The 19,142-nt window shown below is 68.9% G+C and carries 19 protein-coding genes and 3 tRNA genes; 12 read left to right on the forward strand and 10 right to left on the reverse strand.

Features of this window, described 5'->3' with window-relative positions:
- Window positions 1–51 precede the first annotated feature (51 nt).
- Window positions 52–126, forward strand: a tRNA-Asp gene (locus tag OG609_RS19480).
- Between the two features lie 137 nt (window positions 127–263).
- Window positions 264–575 (forward strand): DUF6274 family protein, encoded by a 312-nt coding sequence (locus OG609_RS19485; RefSeq protein WP_327273990.1) that lies wholly within the window; start codon window positions 264–266, stop codon window positions 573–575.
- A 446-nt stretch (window positions 576–1,021) separates the two neighbouring features.
- On the opposite strand, the gene bldC is transcribed toward OG609_RS19485, so the two are convergent.
- Window positions 1,022–1,228, reverse strand: a complete 207-nt coding sequence (gene bldC, locus OG609_RS19490; RefSeq protein WP_003949541.1) for a developmental transcriptional regulator BldC — start codon at window positions 1,226–1,228, stop codon at window positions 1,022–1,024.
- Between the two features lie 523 nt (window positions 1,229–1,751).
- On the reverse strand, window positions 1,752–2,597 hold the full coding sequence (locus OG609_RS19495) for a hypothetical protein (RefSeq protein WP_327273991.1): 846 nt from the start codon (window positions 2,595–2,597) through the stop codon (window positions 1,752–1,754).
- A 176-nt stretch (window positions 2,598–2,773) separates the two neighbouring features.
- Here OG609_RS19495 and OG609_RS19500 point away from each other — a divergent pair, with 176 nt between their 5' ends.
- Together OG609_RS19500 and OG609_RS19505 are read left to right on the forward strand one after the other, a co-directional pair.
- A complete protein-coding gene (locus OG609_RS19500; RefSeq protein WP_327273992.1) occupies window positions 2,774–3,865 on the forward strand; it encodes a Leu/Phe/Val dehydrogenase in 1,092 nt (363 codons plus the stop codon).
- Between the two features lie 311 nt (window positions 3,866–4,176).
- A complete protein-coding gene (locus tag OG609_RS19505) occupies window positions 4,177–4,434 on the forward strand; it encodes a DUF3073 domain-containing protein (RefSeq protein ID WP_072488579.1) in 258 nt (85 codons plus the stop codon).
- Between the two features lie 172 nt (window positions 4,435–4,606).
- Here the strand turns inward: OG609_RS19505 and purM are convergent, their stop codons facing one another.
- The 5 genes from purM to OG609_RS19535 all read right to left on the reverse strand — a co-directional run bounded on the left by purM (window position 4,607) and on the right by OG609_RS19535 (window position 10,271).
- Window positions 4,607–5,680 (reverse strand): phosphoribosylformylglycinamidine cyclo-ligase, encoded by a 1,074-nt coding sequence (gene purM / locus OG609_RS19510; protein WP_327273993.1) that lies wholly within the window; start codon window positions 5,678–5,680, stop codon window positions 4,607–4,609.
- A gap of 60 nt (window positions 5,681–5,740) precedes the next feature.
- Window positions 5,741–7,267 carry an amidophosphoribosyltransferase gene (gene purF, locus OG609_RS19515; protein WP_114245671.1) on the reverse strand — a complete coding sequence of 509 codons (1,527 nt, stop codon included), beginning with the start codon at window positions 7,265–7,267 and terminating at the stop codon, window positions 5,741–5,743.
- 313 nt (window positions 7,268–7,580) lie between these two features.
- A complete protein-coding gene (locus OG609_RS19525) occupies window positions 7,581–8,558 on the reverse strand; it encodes an META domain-containing protein (RefSeq protein ID WP_442817980.1) in 978 nt (325 codons plus the stop codon).
- Window positions 8,559–8,595: 37 nt separating this feature from the next.
- Window positions 8,596–9,396: a maleylpyruvate isomerase family mycothiol-dependent enzyme gene (locus tag OG609_RS19530; RefSeq protein ID WP_327273994.1), complete on the reverse strand. Its 801-nt coding sequence runs from the start codon at window positions 9,394–9,396 to the stop codon at window positions 8,596–8,598.
- Window positions 9,397–9,632: 236 nt separating this feature from the next.
- On the reverse strand, window positions 9,633–10,271 hold the full coding sequence (locus OG609_RS19535; protein WP_327273995.1) for a TetR/AcrR family transcriptional regulator: 639 nt from the start codon (window positions 10,269–10,271) through the stop codon (window positions 9,633–9,635).
- Window positions 10,272–10,386: 115 nt separating this feature from the next.
- Between OG609_RS19535 and OG609_RS46230 the strand changes: the two genes are divergently transcribed.
- Window positions 10,387–10,932, forward strand: coding sequence for a hypothetical protein (locus tag OG609_RS46230; RefSeq protein WP_442817981.1), 546 nt, complete (start codon window positions 10,387–10,389; stop codon window positions 10,930–10,932).
- 34 nt (window positions 10,933–10,966) lie between these two features.
- On the opposite strand, the gene purL is transcribed toward OG609_RS46230, so the two are convergent.
- From purL to purS, 3 genes are read right to left on the reverse strand one after another with little or no spacing between them, the layout of a single operon-like run.
- Complete coding sequence (purL, locus tag OG609_RS19545; protein ID WP_327273996.1) at window positions 10,967–13,216, reverse strand: phosphoribosylformylglycinamidine synthase subunit PurL; 2,250 nt, start codon at window positions 13,214–13,216, stop codon at window positions 10,967–10,969.
- Window positions 13,213–13,893 (reverse strand): phosphoribosylformylglycinamidine synthase subunit PurQ, encoded by a 681-nt coding sequence (gene purQ / locus OG609_RS19550; protein WP_327273997.1) that lies wholly within the window; start codon window positions 13,891–13,893, stop codon window positions 13,213–13,215. The genes purL and purQ overlap by 4 nt, the downstream gene beginning before the upstream one ends.
- The gene (gene purS / locus OG609_RS19555; RefSeq protein WP_176729353.1) at window positions 13,890–14,150 is read right to left on the reverse strand and encodes a phosphoribosylformylglycinamidine synthase subunit PurS; all 261 of its coding nucleotides are present in this window, start codon (window positions 14,148–14,150) and stop codon (window positions 13,890–13,892) included. The genes purQ and purS overlap by 4 nt, the downstream gene beginning before the upstream one ends.
- 383 nt (window positions 14,151–14,533) lie before the next feature.
- On the opposite strand from purS, the gene OG609_RS19560 reads away from it, so the two are divergent.
- The 7 genes from OG609_RS19560 to OG609_RS19590 all read left to right on the forward strand — a co-directional run bounded on the left by OG609_RS19560 (window position 14,534) and on the right by OG609_RS19590 (window position 19,141).
- A complete protein-coding gene (locus tag OG609_RS19560) occupies window positions 14,534–14,869 on the forward strand; it encodes a histone-like nucleoid-structuring protein Lsr2 (protein ID WP_176740026.1) in 336 nt (111 codons plus the stop codon).
- Between the two features lie 186 nt (window positions 14,870–15,055).
- Window positions 15,056–15,127 (forward strand) — tRNA-Gly (locus tag OG609_RS19565).
- 98 nt (window positions 15,128–15,225) lie between these two features.
- A tRNA-Gly gene (locus tag OG609_RS19570) sits at window positions 15,226–15,298 on the forward strand.
- 154 nt (window positions 15,299–15,452) lie between these two features.
- Window positions 15,453–16,493, forward strand: a complete 1,041-nt coding sequence (locus OG609_RS19575; protein ID WP_327273998.1) for an ABC transporter ATP-binding protein — start codon at window positions 15,453–15,455, stop codon at window positions 16,491–16,493.
- Window positions 16,490–17,260: an ABC transporter permease gene (locus tag OG609_RS19580; RefSeq protein WP_327273999.1), complete on the forward strand. Its 771-nt coding sequence runs from the start codon at window positions 16,490–16,492 to the stop codon at window positions 17,258–17,260. Before OG609_RS19575 ends, OG609_RS19580 begins: the two co-directional genes overlap by 4 nt.
- 13 nt (window positions 17,261–17,273) lie before the next feature.
- Complete coding sequence (locus OG609_RS19585) at window positions 17,274–18,533, forward strand: sensor histidine kinase (protein ID WP_327274000.1); 1,260 nt, start codon at window positions 17,274–17,276, stop codon at window positions 18,531–18,533.
- The gene (locus tag OG609_RS19590) at window positions 18,530–19,141 is read left to right on the forward strand and encodes a response regulator transcription factor (RefSeq protein WP_327274001.1); all 612 of its coding nucleotides are present in this window, start codon (window positions 18,530–18,532) and stop codon (window positions 19,139–19,141) included. The genes OG609_RS19585 and OG609_RS19590 overlap by 4 nt, the downstream gene beginning before the upstream one ends.
- The last annotated feature ends 1 nt before the right edge of the window (window position 19,142 follow it).

A 19,142-nucleotide genomic window follows, 5' to 3' on the forward strand; every position in this document is an offset into this window, starting at 1 on the left:
CTGCTGTACAGTCTGTCTTCGCAGCCAGCCGCAAGGCAGCAGCGAAAACCTGGTCCTGTGGAGCAGTTTGGAGTGCTCGCCACCCTGTCAAGGTGGAGGCCGCGGGTTCAAATCCCGTCAGGACCGCAGTAACGAAAGCCCGGATCCTTCTGGATCCGGGCTTTCGCGCGTCTTGACTCCGGCAACTGCCGACGAGTACTCAGACAGCAGGGGCTGCCCCTGTTCCCCGGTGCGGGGCGGCAGTCCACCGGGAGGTGGCACGTATGGCGGCGCCCGCTGGGCACGAGACCCGCGCACTCCTGCGCGCCCACCTGGCCGCCGCTTCCGGCTACCGCCACCTCACTCGCCACTACCCGATCCGCCATCGGCTCCTACGGCTCGCCATGGAGCCCGTGACGGCCTCCCGGACCGCCCCCCCGCCCGAGGCCGCGGGTTCCTGTGCGCGGGGCGCCAGGACGGCGCCCTGGAAGGCCACGAGATCCAGGACGAAAGTCCCTCGCCCGGGTGACCAATGGCGCGGCATTCCGCTTCCTGAAGGTGGCAGGCTCGTACTTGGCAAGGCTCATGCAGTGTGACGGGAGTCACCGAATGAGTTTTGAGAAGGGGTGACCTTACACCCTTCCTACAACTGGCGAATTTAATATGTGCAATTGCACCACTCGGACGGGAGCGCCGCAGGACCTTCCGAACCGCCCCGGCCCAGCTGCCCCGCGGCGGTCGGGAACAGTCCCGCACAGACCCGCGCAAGCCCGCACGGCACCCCGGCCGGAGCCAACCGGACGCCCGGTTTCCAGCGACGCCCGAACCGCCCGGGACGGACCGGACGGGGAAGGCCGCCGGCCTGCTGGAGCACAAAAAGATCGCGCTGGACCCGGCGGAGTCCAGCGCGATCGAACGACGCACCCGTATTGCACAGGTATGGCGCCCGTTGGGGCGGGCGCCCGTCATTTGGAGCTATGGGTGGACCTGTACGGGTTGGGGGACCCGGAAGCCCAGTTGTGGCGCGGCGACAGGGGGTGTGTCAGGCCTCGCTGCGCTGCTGCGGAATACCCGCAAGCAGTGCGCGGACCTCTGCCTCGCGGTACCGGCGATGTCCACCGAGCGTGCGGATGGACGTGAGCTTGCCCGCCTTGGCCCAGCGGGTAACCGTCTTCGGGTCCACGCGGAACATCGTGGCAACCTCAGCCGGGGTCAGCAGCGGCTCGGCATCAGGGGTGCGAGCGGTCATGAGCGGCCTCCTCGGGAGAACCGAACCATCTCGGTTCTTTCCTCTAAATTCTGCACCTTGACCCGCGTTGCCCGAAATGGCGGACGCGGGCCGAGTCGGTTATAGGACGAACGGCTTGTCCTCGGCACTACAACTACACCATCCGTCCAGCCGCGTCGGCCAAACCGATGGAATTGCCCTCCCAGGTGTTCATCAGCGACGGAAGCCGATGGACCATGCCATAGCGGACAGTCACACCACTGTGACAATCAGTCACAGAGCGATCAGGAGCCATCAGACCCCCCATAGCGTGCAATGCTGAGCAATCCGCCCCCAATTGGACGGAAGGAGCCCTCCCCGGACTCCTTGTCCTATTTTGGCACGAGGGGTAGGGAAGGACGCAAGGGCCCAGTTAGTGCTATCCATCACGCTTGAGGCAAAGGCCCGGTTCGGGACGTAAGTCCTAGGACCACGGAGGTACGCTTCCGCCTCTTCATCCTCACGTGTCACACGGGCCACAGGTTCAGACGCGCATGAGACCCTGTCAGTTCGCGAATTGACGATGCCTTACCGCCCGCCAGCGCTCCGCCAGCCGCCCGTACGCCTCACTCGCCCCTTCGGCGTCGCCGGCCTGCAGAGCCGCGATGCCCTCGGCCACATCGGCGGCCGAGCGGTCCCCGGCGAGCTGCGTCGCCGGCAGTGCGTGCACCAGACCTGCGTAGTCCAGTTCGACCAGTGCGCGCGGATGGAACTCCTCCAGCCAGCGCCCCACGTCCACGAGCCCCTCGGTCAGAGGCCCTTCGTCCACGGCCTCCCGCAGCGTCTTCAGCGCCCGGGCCAGCCGGCGCCGGGCCTGGACCATCGGCGTCCGGTAGCGCAGCACGGGCGGCTCACCGCCCTCGCCCGCCTCCGCGTACTCCCGCTCCTCGTCGGAGAAGAGCACGAACCAGCGCACCGGGACCTGCCACACCGAGGTGAGGATCCAGGGCCTGGCGTCCGGATTGCGCTCCGCCCACCGCTCGTGGTCCGCGACGGCCTGCCCGCGCACCACCGGCGGCAGCACCGCGTCGAGAACCGGCCCGGGGAACATCTCCATCAGCTCGTCCAGCGCCAGCCAGCCGCGCAGCCTGGTCCGCCACGGGCAGACGCACACCACGCCGTCCATCTCGGCGACGAACGCGTCCCCGCTCTCGTGCACCGGCACGCCGACCGGCGGTGTGGCCACCAAGTCGGCGAGCGAACGGCGTAGTTCGTCCTGGGCCGTGGGGATACGGGAGCGCCCCGCGTAACGGGCCCAGTGACCGCGTTCGGGCTCCGGGAAGGCGGCCAGCGGCTCGTACACCCGAAGGTAGGACGCGTAAGGGACGAGCACTGAAGACACCACCGACATGCAGCAAATCGTGTCATGCCCGTACTCCGCCGGGGGGTGATCCTTGGCACTGGAACAGATCTACGTCCGCGTAGGACTTACGCTCTTGCCCAGTCGGACCGGCCGTGCCGGCCGGTCCGCGGCCCTCCCCACCTTCAGGAGGGTCCTCCGCCGCTTCGTACTTGGGAGTCACCACAGTGACCGATGTGACCGGCGCGCCTGGCGATGTACTGCACACCCTGTTCCACTCGGATCAGGGGGGCCACGAGCAAGTCGTGCTCTGCCAGGACCGTGCCAGCGGCCTCAAGGCCGTCATCGCCATCCACTCCACCGCTCTGGGCCCGGCCCTCGGCGGCACCCGCTTCTATCCGTACGCCTCCGTGGAGGAGGCTGTCGCGGACGCGCTGAACCTGTCGCGCGGTATGTCGTACAAGAACGCCATGGCCGGTCTCGACCACGGCGGCGGCAAGGCCGTCATCATCGGTGACCCGGAGAAGATCAAGAGCGAGGAACTGCTGCTGGCGTACGGCCGGTTCGTGGCCTCGCTCGGTGGCCGTTACGTGACGGCCTGCGACGTCGGCACATACGTCGCCGACATGGACGTCGTCGCCCGCGAATGCCGATGGACCACCGGCCGCTCGCCTTCGAGCGGTGGCGCCGGCGACTCCTCGGTCCTCACCGCTTTCGGTGTTTTCCAGGGCATGCGGGCCTCCGCCCAGCACCTCTGGGGCGACCCGACGCTGCGTGGCCGAAAAGTGGGGGTCGCCGGGGTCGGCAAGGTCGGTCACCACCTGGTCGAGCATCTGCTGTCGGACGGCGCGGAGGTCGTGATCACGGATGTGCGGGAGGAGTCCGTCCGCCGCATCACCGATGAGCACCCCGAGGTCGCCGTCGCCGCGGACACCGCGTCGCTGATCCGTACCGAGGGCCTCGACATCTACGCCCCGTGCGCGCTCGGCGGCGCACTGAACGACGAAACCGTTCCGGTACTCACCGCCAAGGTCGTGTGCGGCGCGGCCAACAACCAGCTCGCGCACCCCGGCGTCGAGAAGGACCTCGCGGACCGGTCGATCCTGTACGCACCCGACTATGTGGTGAACGCGGGCGGTGTCATCCAGGTCGCCGACGAGCTGCACGGGTTCGACTTCGACCGGTGCAAGGCCAAGGCGTCGAAGATCTTCGACACCACGCTCGCCATATTCGCACGTGCGAAGGATGACGGCATTCCGCCGGCTGCCGCGGCCGACCGGATCGCCGAACAGCGGATGGCCGAAGCGCGTCGTAACTGACGGTCGCGGGGCATCACCAGGCGTTTTCGCCCCTTCCTGCCTGCGGACGCGCCGACCGGCGAGACAAGACTCACGCCGGTCGGCGGGTCGCATGCCAAGAAGAGGTTAAAATCGCAGTTGACCAGCGAGGACGGGGCTTCTCGCCGGTCCTCTTCCGGGGCACGTGATGCGGGCGACGTACCGTATGGCCGCGGAAGCAGGTACCGTTAAAGCCCTACGGGCACGGTCTCTCTACCGAGAGTCCGTCCTGAAACATGAACGCGTGTCAAGACTCTGGGGCCGTCGAGCCCCGTCACCGAGGGGGTCGAGCCATGGGGCGCGGCCGGGCAAAGGCCAAGCAGACAAAGGTCGCCCGCCAGCTGAAGTACAGCAGCGGCGGGACTGACCTGTCGCGTCTGGCCAATGAGCTGGGCGCATCGCCTTCGAGTCAACCACCGAACGCAGAGCCGTTCGAGGACGACGACGAGGAAGATGACCCGTACGCACAGTACGCGGATCTGTACAACGACGACGAGGACGAGGACGAGGACGATAAGTCCGGTCCGTCGTCACAGCGCCGCGGCGCTTGACCTCGCGCTGACACATCAACCCGGTCCGGGCCTGTCCCGGACCGGGTTCTGTGCTGCCCCGATACGGTCCGGCTACTCAGACGGGCTTCGGTGTCCTCGATCGCCGGATGTGTTGGAAACCCGGCGACCGAGGACGAAGCGGTCACCGGGTGACCCCGGTGACCGCCCGTGCCTATCGCGCGTAGTCGCCCACCAGCTCGGCACCCGAGGTGTGCGCCCCGCGCTCTGTGATCTCGCCCGCGACCCAGGAGTCGACCCCGCGGTCGGCCAGCGTCGTCAAGGCGACGTCCACGGACTGCTCCGGGACGATCGCGATCATGCCGACGCCCATGTTCAGCGTCTTCTCCAGCTCCAGCTGCTCGACCTGCCCCGCCTTGCCGACCAGGTCGAAGACCGCGCCGGGCATCCAGGTGGAGCGGTCGACCCTGGCGTGCAGTCCGTCCGGGATGACCCGGGCCAGGTTGTTGGCGAGGCCGCCGCCGGTGACGTGGCTGAAGCCGTGCACCTCGGTCGTGCGGGTGAGGGCCAGGCAGTCCAGCGAGTAGATCTTGGTGGGCTCCAGGAGCTCCTCGCCGAGCGTCCGACCGAACTCCTCGACCTCGCGGTCCAGCGCCCAGCCGGCCCGGTCGAAGACCACGTGACGGACGAGCGAGTACCCGTTGGAGTGAAGACCGGACGACGCCATGGCGATCACGACGTCACCCTTACGGATACGTTCCGGGCCGAGGAGATGGTCGGCCTCGACCACGCCCGTACCGGCGCCCGCAACATCGAAGTCGTCCGGACCGAGGAGACCCGGGTGCTCGGCGGTCTCGCCGCCGACCAGGGCGCAGCCGGCGAGGACACAGCCTTCGGCGATGCCCTTCACGATGGACGCGACACGCTCGGGGTGCACCTTGCCGACGCAGATGTAGTCGGTCATGAAGAGCGGCTCGGCACCGCAGACGACCAGGTCGTCGACGACCATGCCGACGAGGTCGTGGCCGATGGTGTCGTACACACCCATCTTGCGGGCGAGGTCGACCTTCGTGCCGACACCGTCGGTGGCGGAGGCGAGCAGCGGACGCTCGTAACGCTTGAGGGCCGAGGCGTCGAAGAGTCCGGCGAAACCGCCGAGGCCGCCGAGGCCCGCGACCTCGGGGCGCTGCGTCTTCTTCACCCACTCCTTCATCAGCTCGACGGCACGGTCGCCGGCCTCGATGTCGACGCCCGCTGCCGCGTAGGAAGCACCTGTTGTCTCAGACATTGCCTGGGATCTTTCGTGTGGAAATACGGGGCTGGTGGCCAGGGGTGTACGGCTGGACCGTCACGGACGACGCAGTGCGTCGGACGCGGCGGTTGCCGCAGGGCCTGCCGCCAGCTCGGTCTCCAGCAGCTGCTTGCCGAGCAGCTCCGGGTCCGGCAGCTCCATCGGGTACTCACCGTCGAAGCAGGCGCGGCACAGGTTCGGCTTGGCGATCGTCGTCGCCTCGACCATCGCGTCGAGCGAGATGTACGCGAGCGAGTCGGCACCCATCGACGTACAGATCTCGTCGACCGTCATGCCGTTGGCGATCAGCTCGGCGCGGGTCGCGAAGTCGATGCCGAAGAAGCAGGGCCACTTCACCGGCGGGGACGAGATCCGGATGTGGATCTCGGCGGCGCCGGCCTCGCGGAGCATCCGGACCAGTGCGCGCTGGGTGTTGCCGCGGACGATCGAGTCGTCGACGACCACGAGGCGCTTGCCCTTGATGACTTCCTTGAGCGGGTTCAGCTTGAGGCGGATACCCAGCTGGCGAATGGTCTGGGACGGCTGGATGAAGGTCCGGCCGACGTAGGCGTTCTTCACCAGGCCGGCGCCGAACGGGATGCCGCTGGCCTCCGCGTAACCGATGGCGGCGGGGGTGCCGGATTCCGGTGTCGCTATGACCAGATCGGCCTCGACGGGGGCCTCGGCGGCCAGCTTGCGGCCCATCTCCACCCGGGAGAGGTAGACGTTGCGCCCGGCGATGTCGGTGTCGGGGCGGGCCAGATAGACGTACTCGAAGACACATCCCTTGGGCTTCGCTTCCGCGAAGCGCGAGGTGCGCAGGCCGTTCTCGTCGATGGCGACGAGCTCGCCCGGCTCGATCTCGCGGACGAAGCTGGCACCGCAGATGTCGAGGGCGGCGGACTCGGAGGCCACCACCCAGCCACGCTCCAGCCGACCGAGGACCAGCGGGCGGATGCCCTGCGGGTCACGGGCGGCGTAGAGGGTGTGCTCGTCCATGAAGACGAGGGAGAAGGCGCCCTTCACATCGGGGAGCACCTTTGCGGCAGCCTCCTCGATGGTGAGCGGCTTGCCGTCCTCATCGGTCTGGCCGGCGAGCAGCGCGGTCACCAGATCGGTGTCGTTCGTCGCGGCGACCTGGGTGGCGCGGCCGTCCTTGCGGGGAAGGTCGGCGACCATCTCGGCGAGCTGGGCCGTATTGACCAGATTGCCGTTGTGACCCAGGGCGATCGAGCCGTGCGCGGTCGCACGGAACGTCGGCTGCGCGTTCTCCCACACCGAGGCACCGGTGGTGGAGTAGCGGGCATGGCCGACCGCGATATGGCCCTGGAGAGATCCCAGAGACGTTTCGTCGAAGACCTGCGAGACCAGTCCCATGTCCTTGAAGACCAGGATCTGGGACCCGTTGCTCACTGCGATGCCCGCGGACTCCTGTCCACGGTGCTGCAGGGCATACAGTCCGAAATAGGTGAGCTTGGCGACCTCTTCACCCGGAGCCCAGACACCGAAGACGCCACAAGCGTCCTGGGGGCCTTTCTCTCCGGGGAGCAGGTCGTGGTTGAGTCGTCCATCACCACGGGGCACGCCACCGAGTGTAGGCGAGATCGACCACTGGTCCGAATTCGGGATACCGGGCCCGAGCACCGGGGAAGCGCTCCCAGGGGCGGTTCGCGGACCGCCTCGGGCAGTCACTCGGAGTGATCATTTCCGGGTCGCGGTGAGGTGCGGGACGTGGTGCGGACCGGCCACAGGGCGGCGGTCGCCCGGACCAGCGGCCGGTTACCGGCTAGTTCCGGCCACTCGGGGCACGGGGTCGGCCGGTCCGGATGGTGGCGCTCGGTGAGCCGATCGATGCTCTGGCGCGAAGTCCGGCCGAACGTCCGTTTCGTGGCGAGCCTCACACCTGGGAGCCCGGTATGCGGCTTCTCGGGGGCCTCGGCAAAGGTGGCGTCGGGAAGCCCGGCCGCCGCGGAGCCGGAGCTGCCGGCCGGGCTGCGGGCGTCCTGGGAGCGCCGGACGCCGGCCTGCTGCCGCACCCGACGGGTTCCTGAGTCAGCCCCCTGTCCCGGTGGCCGATGCGCCGAGTCCCCTTCCGTTCTCCGCGGTGAGGGACAGCGTGCGGTGATCGATCCGGTACGTCGTCCGGCCGTCCAGGATCGCGAGCAGTTCGCGCTCCAGCTTCATCCGGGGGGGCCGGGCACATCATCTTGGTGCCTTCGACCCGGCCGAACGTGATGGTGGAACCGGAGACCGCCGCAGTGCCGCGGAACCGATTGCAGCCGAGGGTGCCCTGTACGGAGCCGTCCTTGCCGAAGCTCAGTTGCGCCTTCTCCTGCGCACCCGCGGGCAGCGACGAGGCGACCGTGCCGGCGACCAGGGTGGTGACCGTCCAGGTGGTGCCGGTGAGCGGGGCCGGCTGTCGCGCCGTAAGGACGATGGAGTCGCCGTTCTCCGCGGTCAGGGTGAGGGTCTTCTTCGCCACGGCCGCGGTGAGTTCGCCGCTGAACGCGCCGGAGATGGCCGCCTCGAACCGCTGGACGTCCTTCTCGCAGGCCATTGAGGTGCTCGTGCCCGGCCCGACCGTGATCGTCTCGCCGTCGATGCGGACATCGGCGGTGAAGTGGTTGCAGCCGTAGTTCCCGGTGGCCCGGCCCTTGGAGTCGATCTCGACATGGGCGCCGGAGGGGGCGGCGGTCCGCTTCCCGTCGACCGTCACCGATTCGACACCCCAGCGGACACCGGTGACGGACAGATCGGTCCGCACGGCGTCACCACCGGAACCGGACCCCGAACCGGCCCCGGCGCCCGTCTCCGTACCGCAGGCGGCCAGGGCGAGGAGGGCCAGGCCTCCGACGGCCGTACCTTGTTTCCGCATGCCCCTGGGACGGTCCGGGCAGTCGTCCGGTTCCCCCTCACCCCATCAGGGGCAGCAGCGCGGCGAGATCGGCCCGCTCACCGCTGGCGCTGACCTTCGCCGCGTCGAGTTCCTGGGCCCACTCCGTACGCCCGGTGGCGAGCCGGATCCAGGTGAGCGGATCGGTCTCGACGACATTGGGCGGCGTACCGCGCGTGTGCTTGGGGCCCTGGACGCACTGGACGACGGCGAACGGCGGTACGCGCACCTCGACCGAGCCACCCGGCGCCTTCTCCGCGAGGGCGTCGGCGAGCAGCCGGGTGCAGGCGGCGAGCGCCTGCCGGTCGTACGGGATACCGAGGCCGGCCGCCTCGTTCAGATCGTCGGTGTGCACGACGAGTTCGACGGTACGGGTGACCAGGAAGTCGGCCAGCCGCATCGTGCCGGCCCGGGTCGGCAGCAGCCGGTCCTCCGGGGCGTCGGACACCAGCTCCTCGAACCGCCCGGCAACCTCCCCGTACAACGCGTCCAGGTCCGGACGGTCCGCGGCGAGCACCTTGGTGTCGTCGGCGATGCGCCCGGCCCGGCCCGCGGTCGAGAACGGCCATTCGAGGAGCGTCAGATCGGGCTTGGGCGAGGCGGGTTCGGGCAGCTCCGGATTGCGCGTGACGTGCGAGAGCGCCATGGACAGATGGACGGCCAGCTCGCGCACGGTCCAGTCCCCGAGCCGGGTCGGCAGCGCGAGCTGTTCGGGCGTCAGGGCGCGGACGGCTTCCCGGACGTGGGCGAACTGCGCCAAGACCGCGGTGCGGGTCCTGACCGGGTCGTAGCGGCGGGCTCGTTTCTGGGACGGCGGCATGGTCCAGGAGCCTAACGACCTCGCCCACGATTGGCAGTGGGAGAAGGAGCGGCGTCCGGGGCCTTCGAATCCAAGGCGGAGGAAGGAGTCGACGCGGAGCGTCGGCGACTGACGACAACGCCGGAGGCGGAGGTCCCGGACACCGCGACGCCGCTGACAATCGCGGGCGAGGTCGTAAGGGGTGTCCGGCGCGGTTCAGGGTCGGACAGGCCCCGAGCCCTGTCGGACCGGCTGCCTCAGGACCTGGTCGCGAAGTCGCCCAGTCCCTTGTCGAGCAGATCGAAACCGCGCTCGGCGAGCGCGACGGCATCCGGCGCCACCGCGTCCGCCGACTCCCCCGCCAGCAGCCGCATTTGATTCGCGGAGATGAGGGCGTTGCGGGTGGCGATCAGCTGGGCGGCCGCGATCCGGGCGAGGGACGGCTCCTCGCCCTCCTCGACCAGGACTTCGGCGAGCAGGTCGAAGGAGCGCATGGAGAACGCGTGGGCCCGGATGAGCAGCGCCGGGGTCTCCTGGATCAGCCGGCGCAGCCCGAGCACCACAGGCGCGTCGCTCAGCCCGACGGAGGGGTCACGGGCCTCGATGGCGGCCAGGAACTGACGCCGCACGGCGGCCGCCGCGGACTCGCCGGGGGCCCGGTCCCGCACCACCCGCGCGACATCACCGATGTGCTCCTCCATGGGAGCGAGGACCAAGTCCTCCTTGCCGGCGAAGTAGTTGAAGACGGTCATCTTCGACACCTCGGCCGCCTCGGCGATCTCGGCGACCGAGACCTTGTCGAAGCCGCGCTCGGCGAAGAGCTCGGTGGCCGCGGTCAGCAGACGGTGACGCGTCTGGAGCTTCTTGCGCTCGCGCAGGCTCATCCCCTCAGTCATGGCATCACTGTACCAGGATGAAGATTAATCTCGGATTAAATATTGACTCAATACATTTCCATGGCACGGTGGTGCGGCCACAGCAGCACTGCGCCGCTCCGGAGGGGGTCCTGCCATGCCCACAGGCATGACCGGCCGGCAACGCATCATCGGCTTCATGCTCTGCATCGCCACGATCCTGCCGGCCGTGCTCGACACGGACATCGTTTCGTCGGCGACCGTGCCGATCGTCCACGATCTCGATCCGGCGCACGACGCCGACAAGATCTCCTGGCCGATCGCCGCCTGCCGGCTCGCCGCGACCGCGGCACTGCCGCTGTACGGGAACCTCTGCGACGCGCTCGGCACCAAGAAGGTCTTCATCGGGGCCGTAGCCACCTTCCTGAGCGGTCCGGCGCTGCGCGGACTCGCCGGGTCCATGGGCGAGTTGATCGCCGCCCGCGCCGGTGGCGGCCCCGGTCCGAGCCCTGCCCGTACCGCCGAAGGTGAATGCCTGCCGATTCACCGGAACACCGCTGCCCCACCGGCTGAACGGAATTCCGCGAACTGTCCGCATCTGCACCCCGATGGTCCATCAGCAGGAAATGCACATCCGGCTCGGCGGAATTCCCGGAGCTCCGGATCCGCCGAACCTACGGAACGAGGACGGCCCCGCCCATGAACCGGGCGGGGCCGTCCTCGAACGGGGTCGGGCGTCAGGCGAGCAGACCCGGAATGGTCTCCTCGTGCGCCGTGCGCAGCTCGCTCAGCGGAATGCTGAACTCGCCCTGGATCTCGATCTCCTCGCCGTCCACGACACCGATACGGGTGGCGGGCAGACCCCGCGCCCCGCACATGTCGTTGAAGCGGAGCTCCTCGCTGCGTGGAACGGAGACGACCGCGCGCCCCGCCGACTCGGAGAAGAGGAAGGTGAACGCGTCCAGACCGTCCGGCACGACCAGCCGGGCACCCTTCCCGCCACGGAGGCAGGACTCGGTGACCGCCTGGATCAGACCGCCGTCGGAGAGGTCGTGCGCCGCGTCGATCATGCCGTCGCGGGAGGCCGAGATCAGGATCTCGCCGAGCAGCTTCTCGCGGCCCAGGTCGACCTTGGGCGGCATGCCGCCCAGGTGGCCGTGGATGACCTCGGACCAGGCCGAGCCGCCGAACTCCTCACGCGTGTCGCCCAGCAGGTAGAGGAGCTGCCCCTCTTCCGCGAAGGCGACCGGTGTACGCCGGGTGACATCGTCGATCACACCGAGCACGGCCACGACCGGCGTCGGGTGGATCGCCGTCTCACCGGTCTGGTTGTACAGCGACACGTTGCCGCCGGTGACCGGGGTGCCCAGCTCCAGGCAGCCGTCCGCGAGACCACGGGTGACCTCGGCGAACTGCCACATGACGTCCGGGTCCTCGGGCGAACCGAAGTTCAGGCAGTCCGAGATCGCGAGCGGCTTGGCGCCGGAGGCGGCGACATTGCGGTACGACTCCGCCAGCGCCAGCTGCGCACCGGTGTACGGGTCGAGCTTGGCGTACCGGCCGTTGCCGTCGGTCGCCATGGCCACGCCCAGGTTCGACTTCTCGTCGATCCGGACCATGCCGGCGTCCTCGGGCATCGCGAGCACGGTGTTGCCCTGCACGAACCGGTCGTACTGGTCCGTGATCCAGGACTTCGACGCCTGGTTCGGCGAAGCGACCAGCTTGAGGACCTGCTCGCGCAGCTCGGCGCCGTTCGCCGGACGGGCCAGCTTGCCCGCGTCGTCGGCCTGCAGCGCGTCCTGCCAGGACGGGCGGGCGAACGGGCGGTGGTACGTCGGGCCCTCGTGGGCGACGGACCTCGGCGGCACGTCCACGATCTGCTCGCCGTGCCAGAAGATCTCCAGCTGCGAGCCCTCGGTCACCTCACCGATGACGGTGGCGATGACGTCCCACTTCTCGCAGATCTCCAGGAAGCGCTCGACGTGCTGCGGCTCGACGATCGCGCACATGCGCTCCTGCGACTCGCTCATGAGGATTTCCTCGGGCGAGAGGGAGGAGTCGCGCAGCGGCACGGTGTCCAGCTCGACGCGCATACCGCCGGAGCCTGCGGAGGCCAGCTCCGAAGTGGCGCAGGAAAGGCCCGCACCGCCGAGGTCCTGGATACCGGCGACAAGCTTCTCGCCGAAGATCTCCAGGGTGCACTCGATGAGGAGCTTCTCCTGGAACGGGTCGCCGACCTGGACGGCCGGACGCTTCGCCGGGCCGGTCGACTCGAAGGTCTCCGAGGCCAGGACCGAGACGCCGCCGATGCCGTCGCCGCCGGTGCGGGCGCCGTACAGGATCACCTTGTTGCCGGGGCCGGAGGCCTTGGCCAGGTGGATGTCCTCGTGCTTCATCACGCCGATGCAGCCTGCGTTGACGAGCGGGTTGCCCTGGTAGCAGGCGTCGAAGACGACCTCGCCGCCGATGTTCGGCAGGCCCAGGCAGTTGCCGTAGCCGCCGATACCGGCGACGACGCCCGGCAGTACGCGCTTGGTGTCGGGGTGATCGGCCGCGCCGAACCGCAGCGGGTCGACGACCGCGACGGGGCGGGCACCCATGGCGAGGATGTCGCGGACGATGCCGCCGACGCCGGTCGCCGCGCCCTGGTAGGGCTCGATGTACGAGGGGTGGTTGTGCGACTCGACCTTGAAGGTGACCGCGTAACCCTGACCGACGTCGACCACACCGGCGTTCTCGCCGATGCCGACGAGCATCGCGTCGTTGGCGGGGACCTTCTCGCCGAACTGCTTGAGGTGGACCTTGCTGCTCTTGTACGAGCAGTGCTCGGACCACATCACGGAGTACATGGCGAGCTCGGCGCCGGTGGGACGGCGGCCCAGGATCTCCCGGATCCGGGCGTACTCGTCCTCCTTGAGGCCGAGCTCCTTCCAGGGCTGCGCGACGTCCGGGGTCTCGGCCGCGTGCTTGACCGTATCCAGGCTCATGCGTTGACCAGCTTCTTGATGATCGAGGTGAAGAAACCGAGGCCGTCGGTACGACCGGTTCCGATCAACGGCTCGACGGCGTGCTCCGGGTGCGGCATCAGACCGACGACATTGCCTGCGGCGTTGGTGATGCCGGCGATGTCGCGCAGCGAACCGTTGGGGTTCACGTCCAGGTAGCGGAAGGCGACGCGGCCCTCCGCCTCCAGCTCGTCGAGGACGCGCTCGTCGGCGACGTATCGCCCGTCCATGTTCTTGAGCGGTACGGAGATCTCCTGGCCCGCGGAGTAGTCCGAGGTCCAGGCGGTCTCCGCGTTCTCGACGCGCAGCTTCTGGTCGCGGCAGATGAAGTGCAGGTGGTTGTTCTGCAGCATCGCGCCGGGCAGCAGATGCGCCTCGGTCAGGATCTGGAAGCCGTTGCAGATACCGAGGACCGGCATCCCGGCCCGCGCGTTCTCGGTGATCGTCTCCATGACCGGCGAGAAGCGGGAGATGGCTCCGGCCCGCAGATAGTCGCCGTAGGAGAAGCCGCCCGCCAGGATGACCGCATCGACCTGGTGCAGGTCCTTGTCGCGGTGCCACAGCGATACGGGTTCGGCGCCCGCGACCCGTACGGCCCTCAGGCTGTCCTTGTCGTCGAGCGTGCCGGGAAAGGTGACGACTCCGATACGAGCAGTCACTTCGACTCCTCGGCCTTCTCCACCTTCACGGTGAAGTCCTCGATGACCGTGTTGGCGAGGAAAGTCTCGGCCATCTCGTGAATACGGCTGAGGGCGGCGTCGTCGACCGGCCCCTCGACCTCGAGCTCGAAACGCTTTCCCTGACGTACGTCCGCGATTCCCTCGAAGCCGAGACGGGGCAGTGCACGCTGCACCGCCTGTCCCTGCGGGTCGAGGATCTCGGGCTTGAGCATGACGTCGACTACGACGCGTGCCACTGGCACTCCCGGTGGTGGTGTGGTGCGGCTGTTTCTCCGGGGGGCTCCCCAGACCCCCGCAGGTTCCCTCAGCCTACCTGGCCAGAAATTCTACGCGGGTAGATATCGAGCACCCTTGATCACGCCCAGATATCGACCGTGACAGCGCATGGGGAAAATCCTGCGAAAAAAATCCTCACCGGCAGCACACATAGAAGGCTGACACGCGGAGGCAATTGGTTGGTCTTCACAATGCGGCACCCACCGCTGTACAAATGATTACCGGGGAATGCAGCATTGCCCCTAAACAGTCGACACCGGTCGACTCACATCCGCCTAACAGCCGGAAGGCCGGCATCAGCGCATGTCAGACGCGCCGATGCCGTAGGAAAGGACCGATATCCGTGGCTCAGCGCGTAGTGGTCACGCTCTTCGACGACATCGACGGGGGAGCAGCGGCGGAAACGGTCACCTTCGCCCTGGACGGGAAGTCGTACGAGATCGACCTCAATCCGTCCAATGCAAAGAAACTGCGCAAGGTCCTGGCGCCGTACATGGCGGCCGGTCGAAAGCAGACAAATGCCGGTAAGCGCGGCAAGACCCCTGCGTCGTACCGGCACACCTCACTCGCACCCGACCCGGCGGCCGTGCGCGCCTGGGCCCGCTCCCACCGGATGGAGGTGCCGGCCCGCGGCCGGATCCCCAAGAAGGTCTACGAGGCGTTCCGCGAAGCCAGTTGAGAACTCGGCCCGCGTCCGGATCGCCCCGGACCGGTCGCCGGGGCCGGCCGGCGAACGCTCGCCAACGCTCCGGCGCACCTCTCGGCGACACCCCGTGGCCACCGACTTGCGCTACACCCCTGCAGGTCGGCTAAAGTCTGGAGCACGCCGAGGGGCAAGGCCGCAAAGCCGAACCTCACGCAGCGTGCGGGTGTAGTTCAGTAGCAGAACATCCCCCTTCCAGGGGGAAGGCGCAGTGTGCAATTCCTGTCACCCGCTCTGCATCACTCTTACCGACCACTCCGGTGAATCGGGTAGAGTAGTGCTCGCACCGCCCGATGGATCTCCTCAAGGGGAGTACAATGAGCGGCAGCAATGCGGACGTGGCTCAGTTGGTAGAGCATCACCTTGCCAAGGTGAGGGTCGCGAGTTCGAATCTCGTCGTCCGCTCTTGATCGGTTTGTTCGAAGGCCCTGGTCGATATCGACCAGGGCCTTCGTCGTATTCTCGTCCGCGCTCCTTGCCTGATGCTCATGACGTTTGTCATGAGCAGTGGTGACAGCTCGCACTGCCCGCGGCGACGAGCCGGCGGAAATCTGTAGGCATGACCAGCGACGACATTCCCAGCGACCGTGCGGGCGGCGCCGTGGCGGACATCACAGACGAACCCGCTACCGGTTCCACGACAGATCCCGTGATCGTTTCGGCGACCGGCTCCGTGATCGATCCCGTGATCGAGGCGAGCGGTGTGCGGAGGCGCTACGCCGGCGGCTTCGAGGCCGTGACCGGTGTCTCCTTCTCTGTGGCGCGCGGCGAAGTCTTCGCTCTGCTCGGTACGAACGGCGCGGGAAAGACCTCCACCGTCGAACTGCTGGAGGGCCTGGCCCGGCCCGACGGCGGCACGGTGCGGGTGCTCGGCCACGACCCGTACCGCGAGCGCGCCGCGGTGCGGCCACGGATCGGGGTGATGCTCCAGGAGGGCGGCTTCCCGTCCGAGCTGACGGTCACCGAAACCGTACGGATGTGGGCGGGGTGCACCAGCGGCGCCCGGCCGACCGGTGAGGCGCTGGACCTGGTCGGGCTCACCCACCGGGCGCGCGTACGGGTCAAGCAGCTCTCCGGCGGCGAGCGGCGCCGCCTCGACCTCGCACTGGCCCTGCTCGGCCGGCCCGAGGTGCTGTTCCTGGACGAGCCGACCACCGGGCTCGACGCCGAGGGGCGGCGCGACACCTGGGAGTTGGTACGGGGGCTGCGCGACGGCGGGATCACCGTCCTGCTCACCACGCACTACCTGGAGGAGGCCGAGACGCTCGCCGACCGGCTGGCGATCATGCACCGGGGGCGGATCGTGACGGCGGGTACCACCGCCGAGGTGACGGCAGCCCGTCCCGCCCGCATCCGGTTCGTGCTGCCCGAAGGAGTCCCGGCGGCGTGGCTTCCGCTGCCGCTGCGGGCAGCCGCCGAGGGACGCAGGGTCGAGATCCGTACCCACCGGCTGCAGGAGGCGCTGGGTGAACTGCTGCTCTGGGCCCGGGAGTCGAATGTGACGCTGCTCGGGCTCGATGCCAGGTCGGCCTCGCTCGAAGAGGCATTTCTCGATATCGCGCAGAGCGCGTCGGAGTCGGAGAAGGCGGCTGCCGCATGACGAGCACAACGATGTCCGGGCGGCTGAACGCTCTCGGGCGGGCCGAGCTCACCCTGCTCGCCCGGAACAGGACGGCGGTCTTCGTCGCGCTGCTGGTGCCCCTGGCCATGGTCGCGGCCATGAAGTCGACGCTGGAACAGGTCGATCTGGGCGGAACCGGACTGACCGTGGCCGGGGCGGCGCTCACCGGCGGCATCGGCATGGTGCTGGTGCAGGTCGTGTACATGAACCTGGTCGCCGCCTATGTGGCGCGGCGCGAGGACCTGGTCCTGAAGCGGCTGCGTACCGGTGAGATCGCCGACCGCGAGATCCTCGCCGGGACCGCGCTTCCGTCGGTCGCGCTGGCGCTGGCGCAGACGGCGCTGGTGGTCCTGGCCGGTGCGGTGCTCTTCGGTCTCGGTGCGCCCGAACGGCCCGACCTGCTCGTCGCGGGACTGCTGTTGGGTGTGGTGCTGCTGTCGGCGCTGGCCGCCGCCACGTCCGCGGTGACCCGGACCGTACAGACGGCGCAGATCACCACGCTGCCGCTGTTCCTCGTCTCGATGATGGGCTCCGGGCTCTTCGTACCGCTGGAGATCCTGCCGGACCGGGTGGCTTCCGTGTGCGAACTGCTGCCGGTGACCGGGGTGATGATGCTCGTACGGGCGGGCTGGCTCGGCGGGGCGGACGGGTACGACCTGCTCGGGGCGGGGCTGACCGCGCTGGCCTGGACGGTGCTCGCCGTGTTTGCTGTGCAGCGGTGGTTCCGCTGGGAACCTCGACGCTGAGGAGGGTTGTGCCGTGCGCGTGCGGTGGCGAACGGGGAGCTGGCGCGGCCGCAGCGGGTTCGACAAGGTCGACCTGTATACACGCGGCACGCTGTACGGGCTGGTGTGGATCGCGGTGCTGATCCAGATCCTGATGTCGGTGACCCGGCCCGTGCGCGGTGCGGCGCCCGCTGCGCTGATCGCCCTGGCGATCCTGCTCGTCATCGCGCAGGGGGTCTGCGGGACGGTGCTGACCGCCAGGGGGCTGGAGAAGTATCTGGGCCGGGGGACCTTGGACCGGCGGCTGGTCACTGTCGGAGCCGTGTCGCTGGTGGCGAACATGGCGGCGGTGCTGGCCCTCGCCCGGTGCACGGGCATGCGTGAGTTCCCGGAGCCGGGATTTGTGCTCAGCGCATGCGTGGTGCCGTTCACCTGCGCTTTCGTGCTCATCGTGCCGAAGTGGGTGTCCATGCTGCAGCAGGCCGCCGTCTCGGCCGGGGTGTGCGCCGTCGTGGGGCTGCTCGGCGGCAGCGGTGCGCTGATGACGTCCGCACTTTTCGCCACGGCGTTCGGCAGCGGGATGATGTCCGTCACCACGCGGATGTCCGCCTGGTCGCTGGGCGTGATGTGGAAACTCCGCGAGGCGCAGGACGTGGAGACGCGGCTGGCGGTCGCCGAGGAACGGCTGCGGTTCGGCCGGGACATGCACGACGTCCTGGGCCGGAATCTGGCCGTGATCGCGCTGAAGAGCGAGCTGGCGGTGGAACTCGCCCAGCGCGGCAAGCCGGCGGCCGTGGACCAGATGGTCGAGGTGATGCGCATCGCCCGCGCCTCCCAGCAGGAGGTGCGCGATGTCGTACGCGGATACCGGGAGGCCGATCTGAGTACCGAACTCATGGGCGCGCAGAGCGTGCTGCAGGCGGCCGGGATCGAATGCGCGGTGGAGGGCCATGAGGGCGGTCCGCTGCCCGCGCCCGTGCAGTCGGCGCTCGGCTGGGTGGTGCGGGAGGCGGCGACCAATGTGCTGCGGCACGGTGATCCGCGGCACTGCACGATCCGGCTGCGCGCTTCGGCGGACGCGGTGGTGCTGGACATGGAGAACGACGGGGCGCCGCAGGCCACCGTCGGGCCGGGCGGCTCCGGGCTGGCCGGGCTGCGGGAGCGGCTCCACGCGCTCGACGGTTCGCTGGACGCAGGTCCGGCGGGGAACGGGTTGTTCCGGCTGACGGCCACGATCCCGCTGCCGCGCACGGCCCCGGACCCCACCCCGGCTCTTCAGGAGGAGCGACGATGACAGCTGTACGGGTGCTGCTCGCCGACGACGAGCATCTGATCCGGGGCGCGCTGGCCGCGCTGCTCGCCCTGGAGGACGACCTCGTGGTGGTCGCGGAGGCAGCGACCGGCCCGGAGGCACTGGCCATGGCGCGGGCTCATCGCCCCGACGTGGCGGTCCTCGATCTGGAGATGCCGGGTGCCGACGGTGTGAACGTCGCCACATCCCTGCGGGCCGAACTGCCCGGCTGCCGGACGATGATCGTGACGAGTCACGGCCGGCCGGGACATCTGAAGCGGGCACTCGCGGCAGGCGTGCGGGCCTTCGTACCGAAGACCGTAAGCGCCCGGCAGCTGGCCGGGATCATCCGGACCGTGCACGCCGGAAACCGTTATGTGGACCCGGAGTTGGCGGCCGATGCGATCTCCGCCGGGGACTCGCCGCTGACCGCGCGCGAGGCCGAGGTGCTGGAGCTGGCGGCCGACGGGGCGCCGGTCGCGGAGATCGCGGAGCGGGCGTCGCTGTCGCAGGGAACCGTACGGAACTACCTCTCGGCGGCCGCCTCGAAGCTCGGGGCGGAGAACCGTCATGCCGCGCTGCGTCTCGCACGCGAGCGCGGATGGGTATAGT

The sequence above is a fragment of the Streptomyces sp. NBC_01224 genome, assembly GCF_036002945.1.
Lineage (GTDB): Bacteria > Actinomycetota > Actinomycetes > Streptomycetales > Streptomycetaceae > Streptomyces.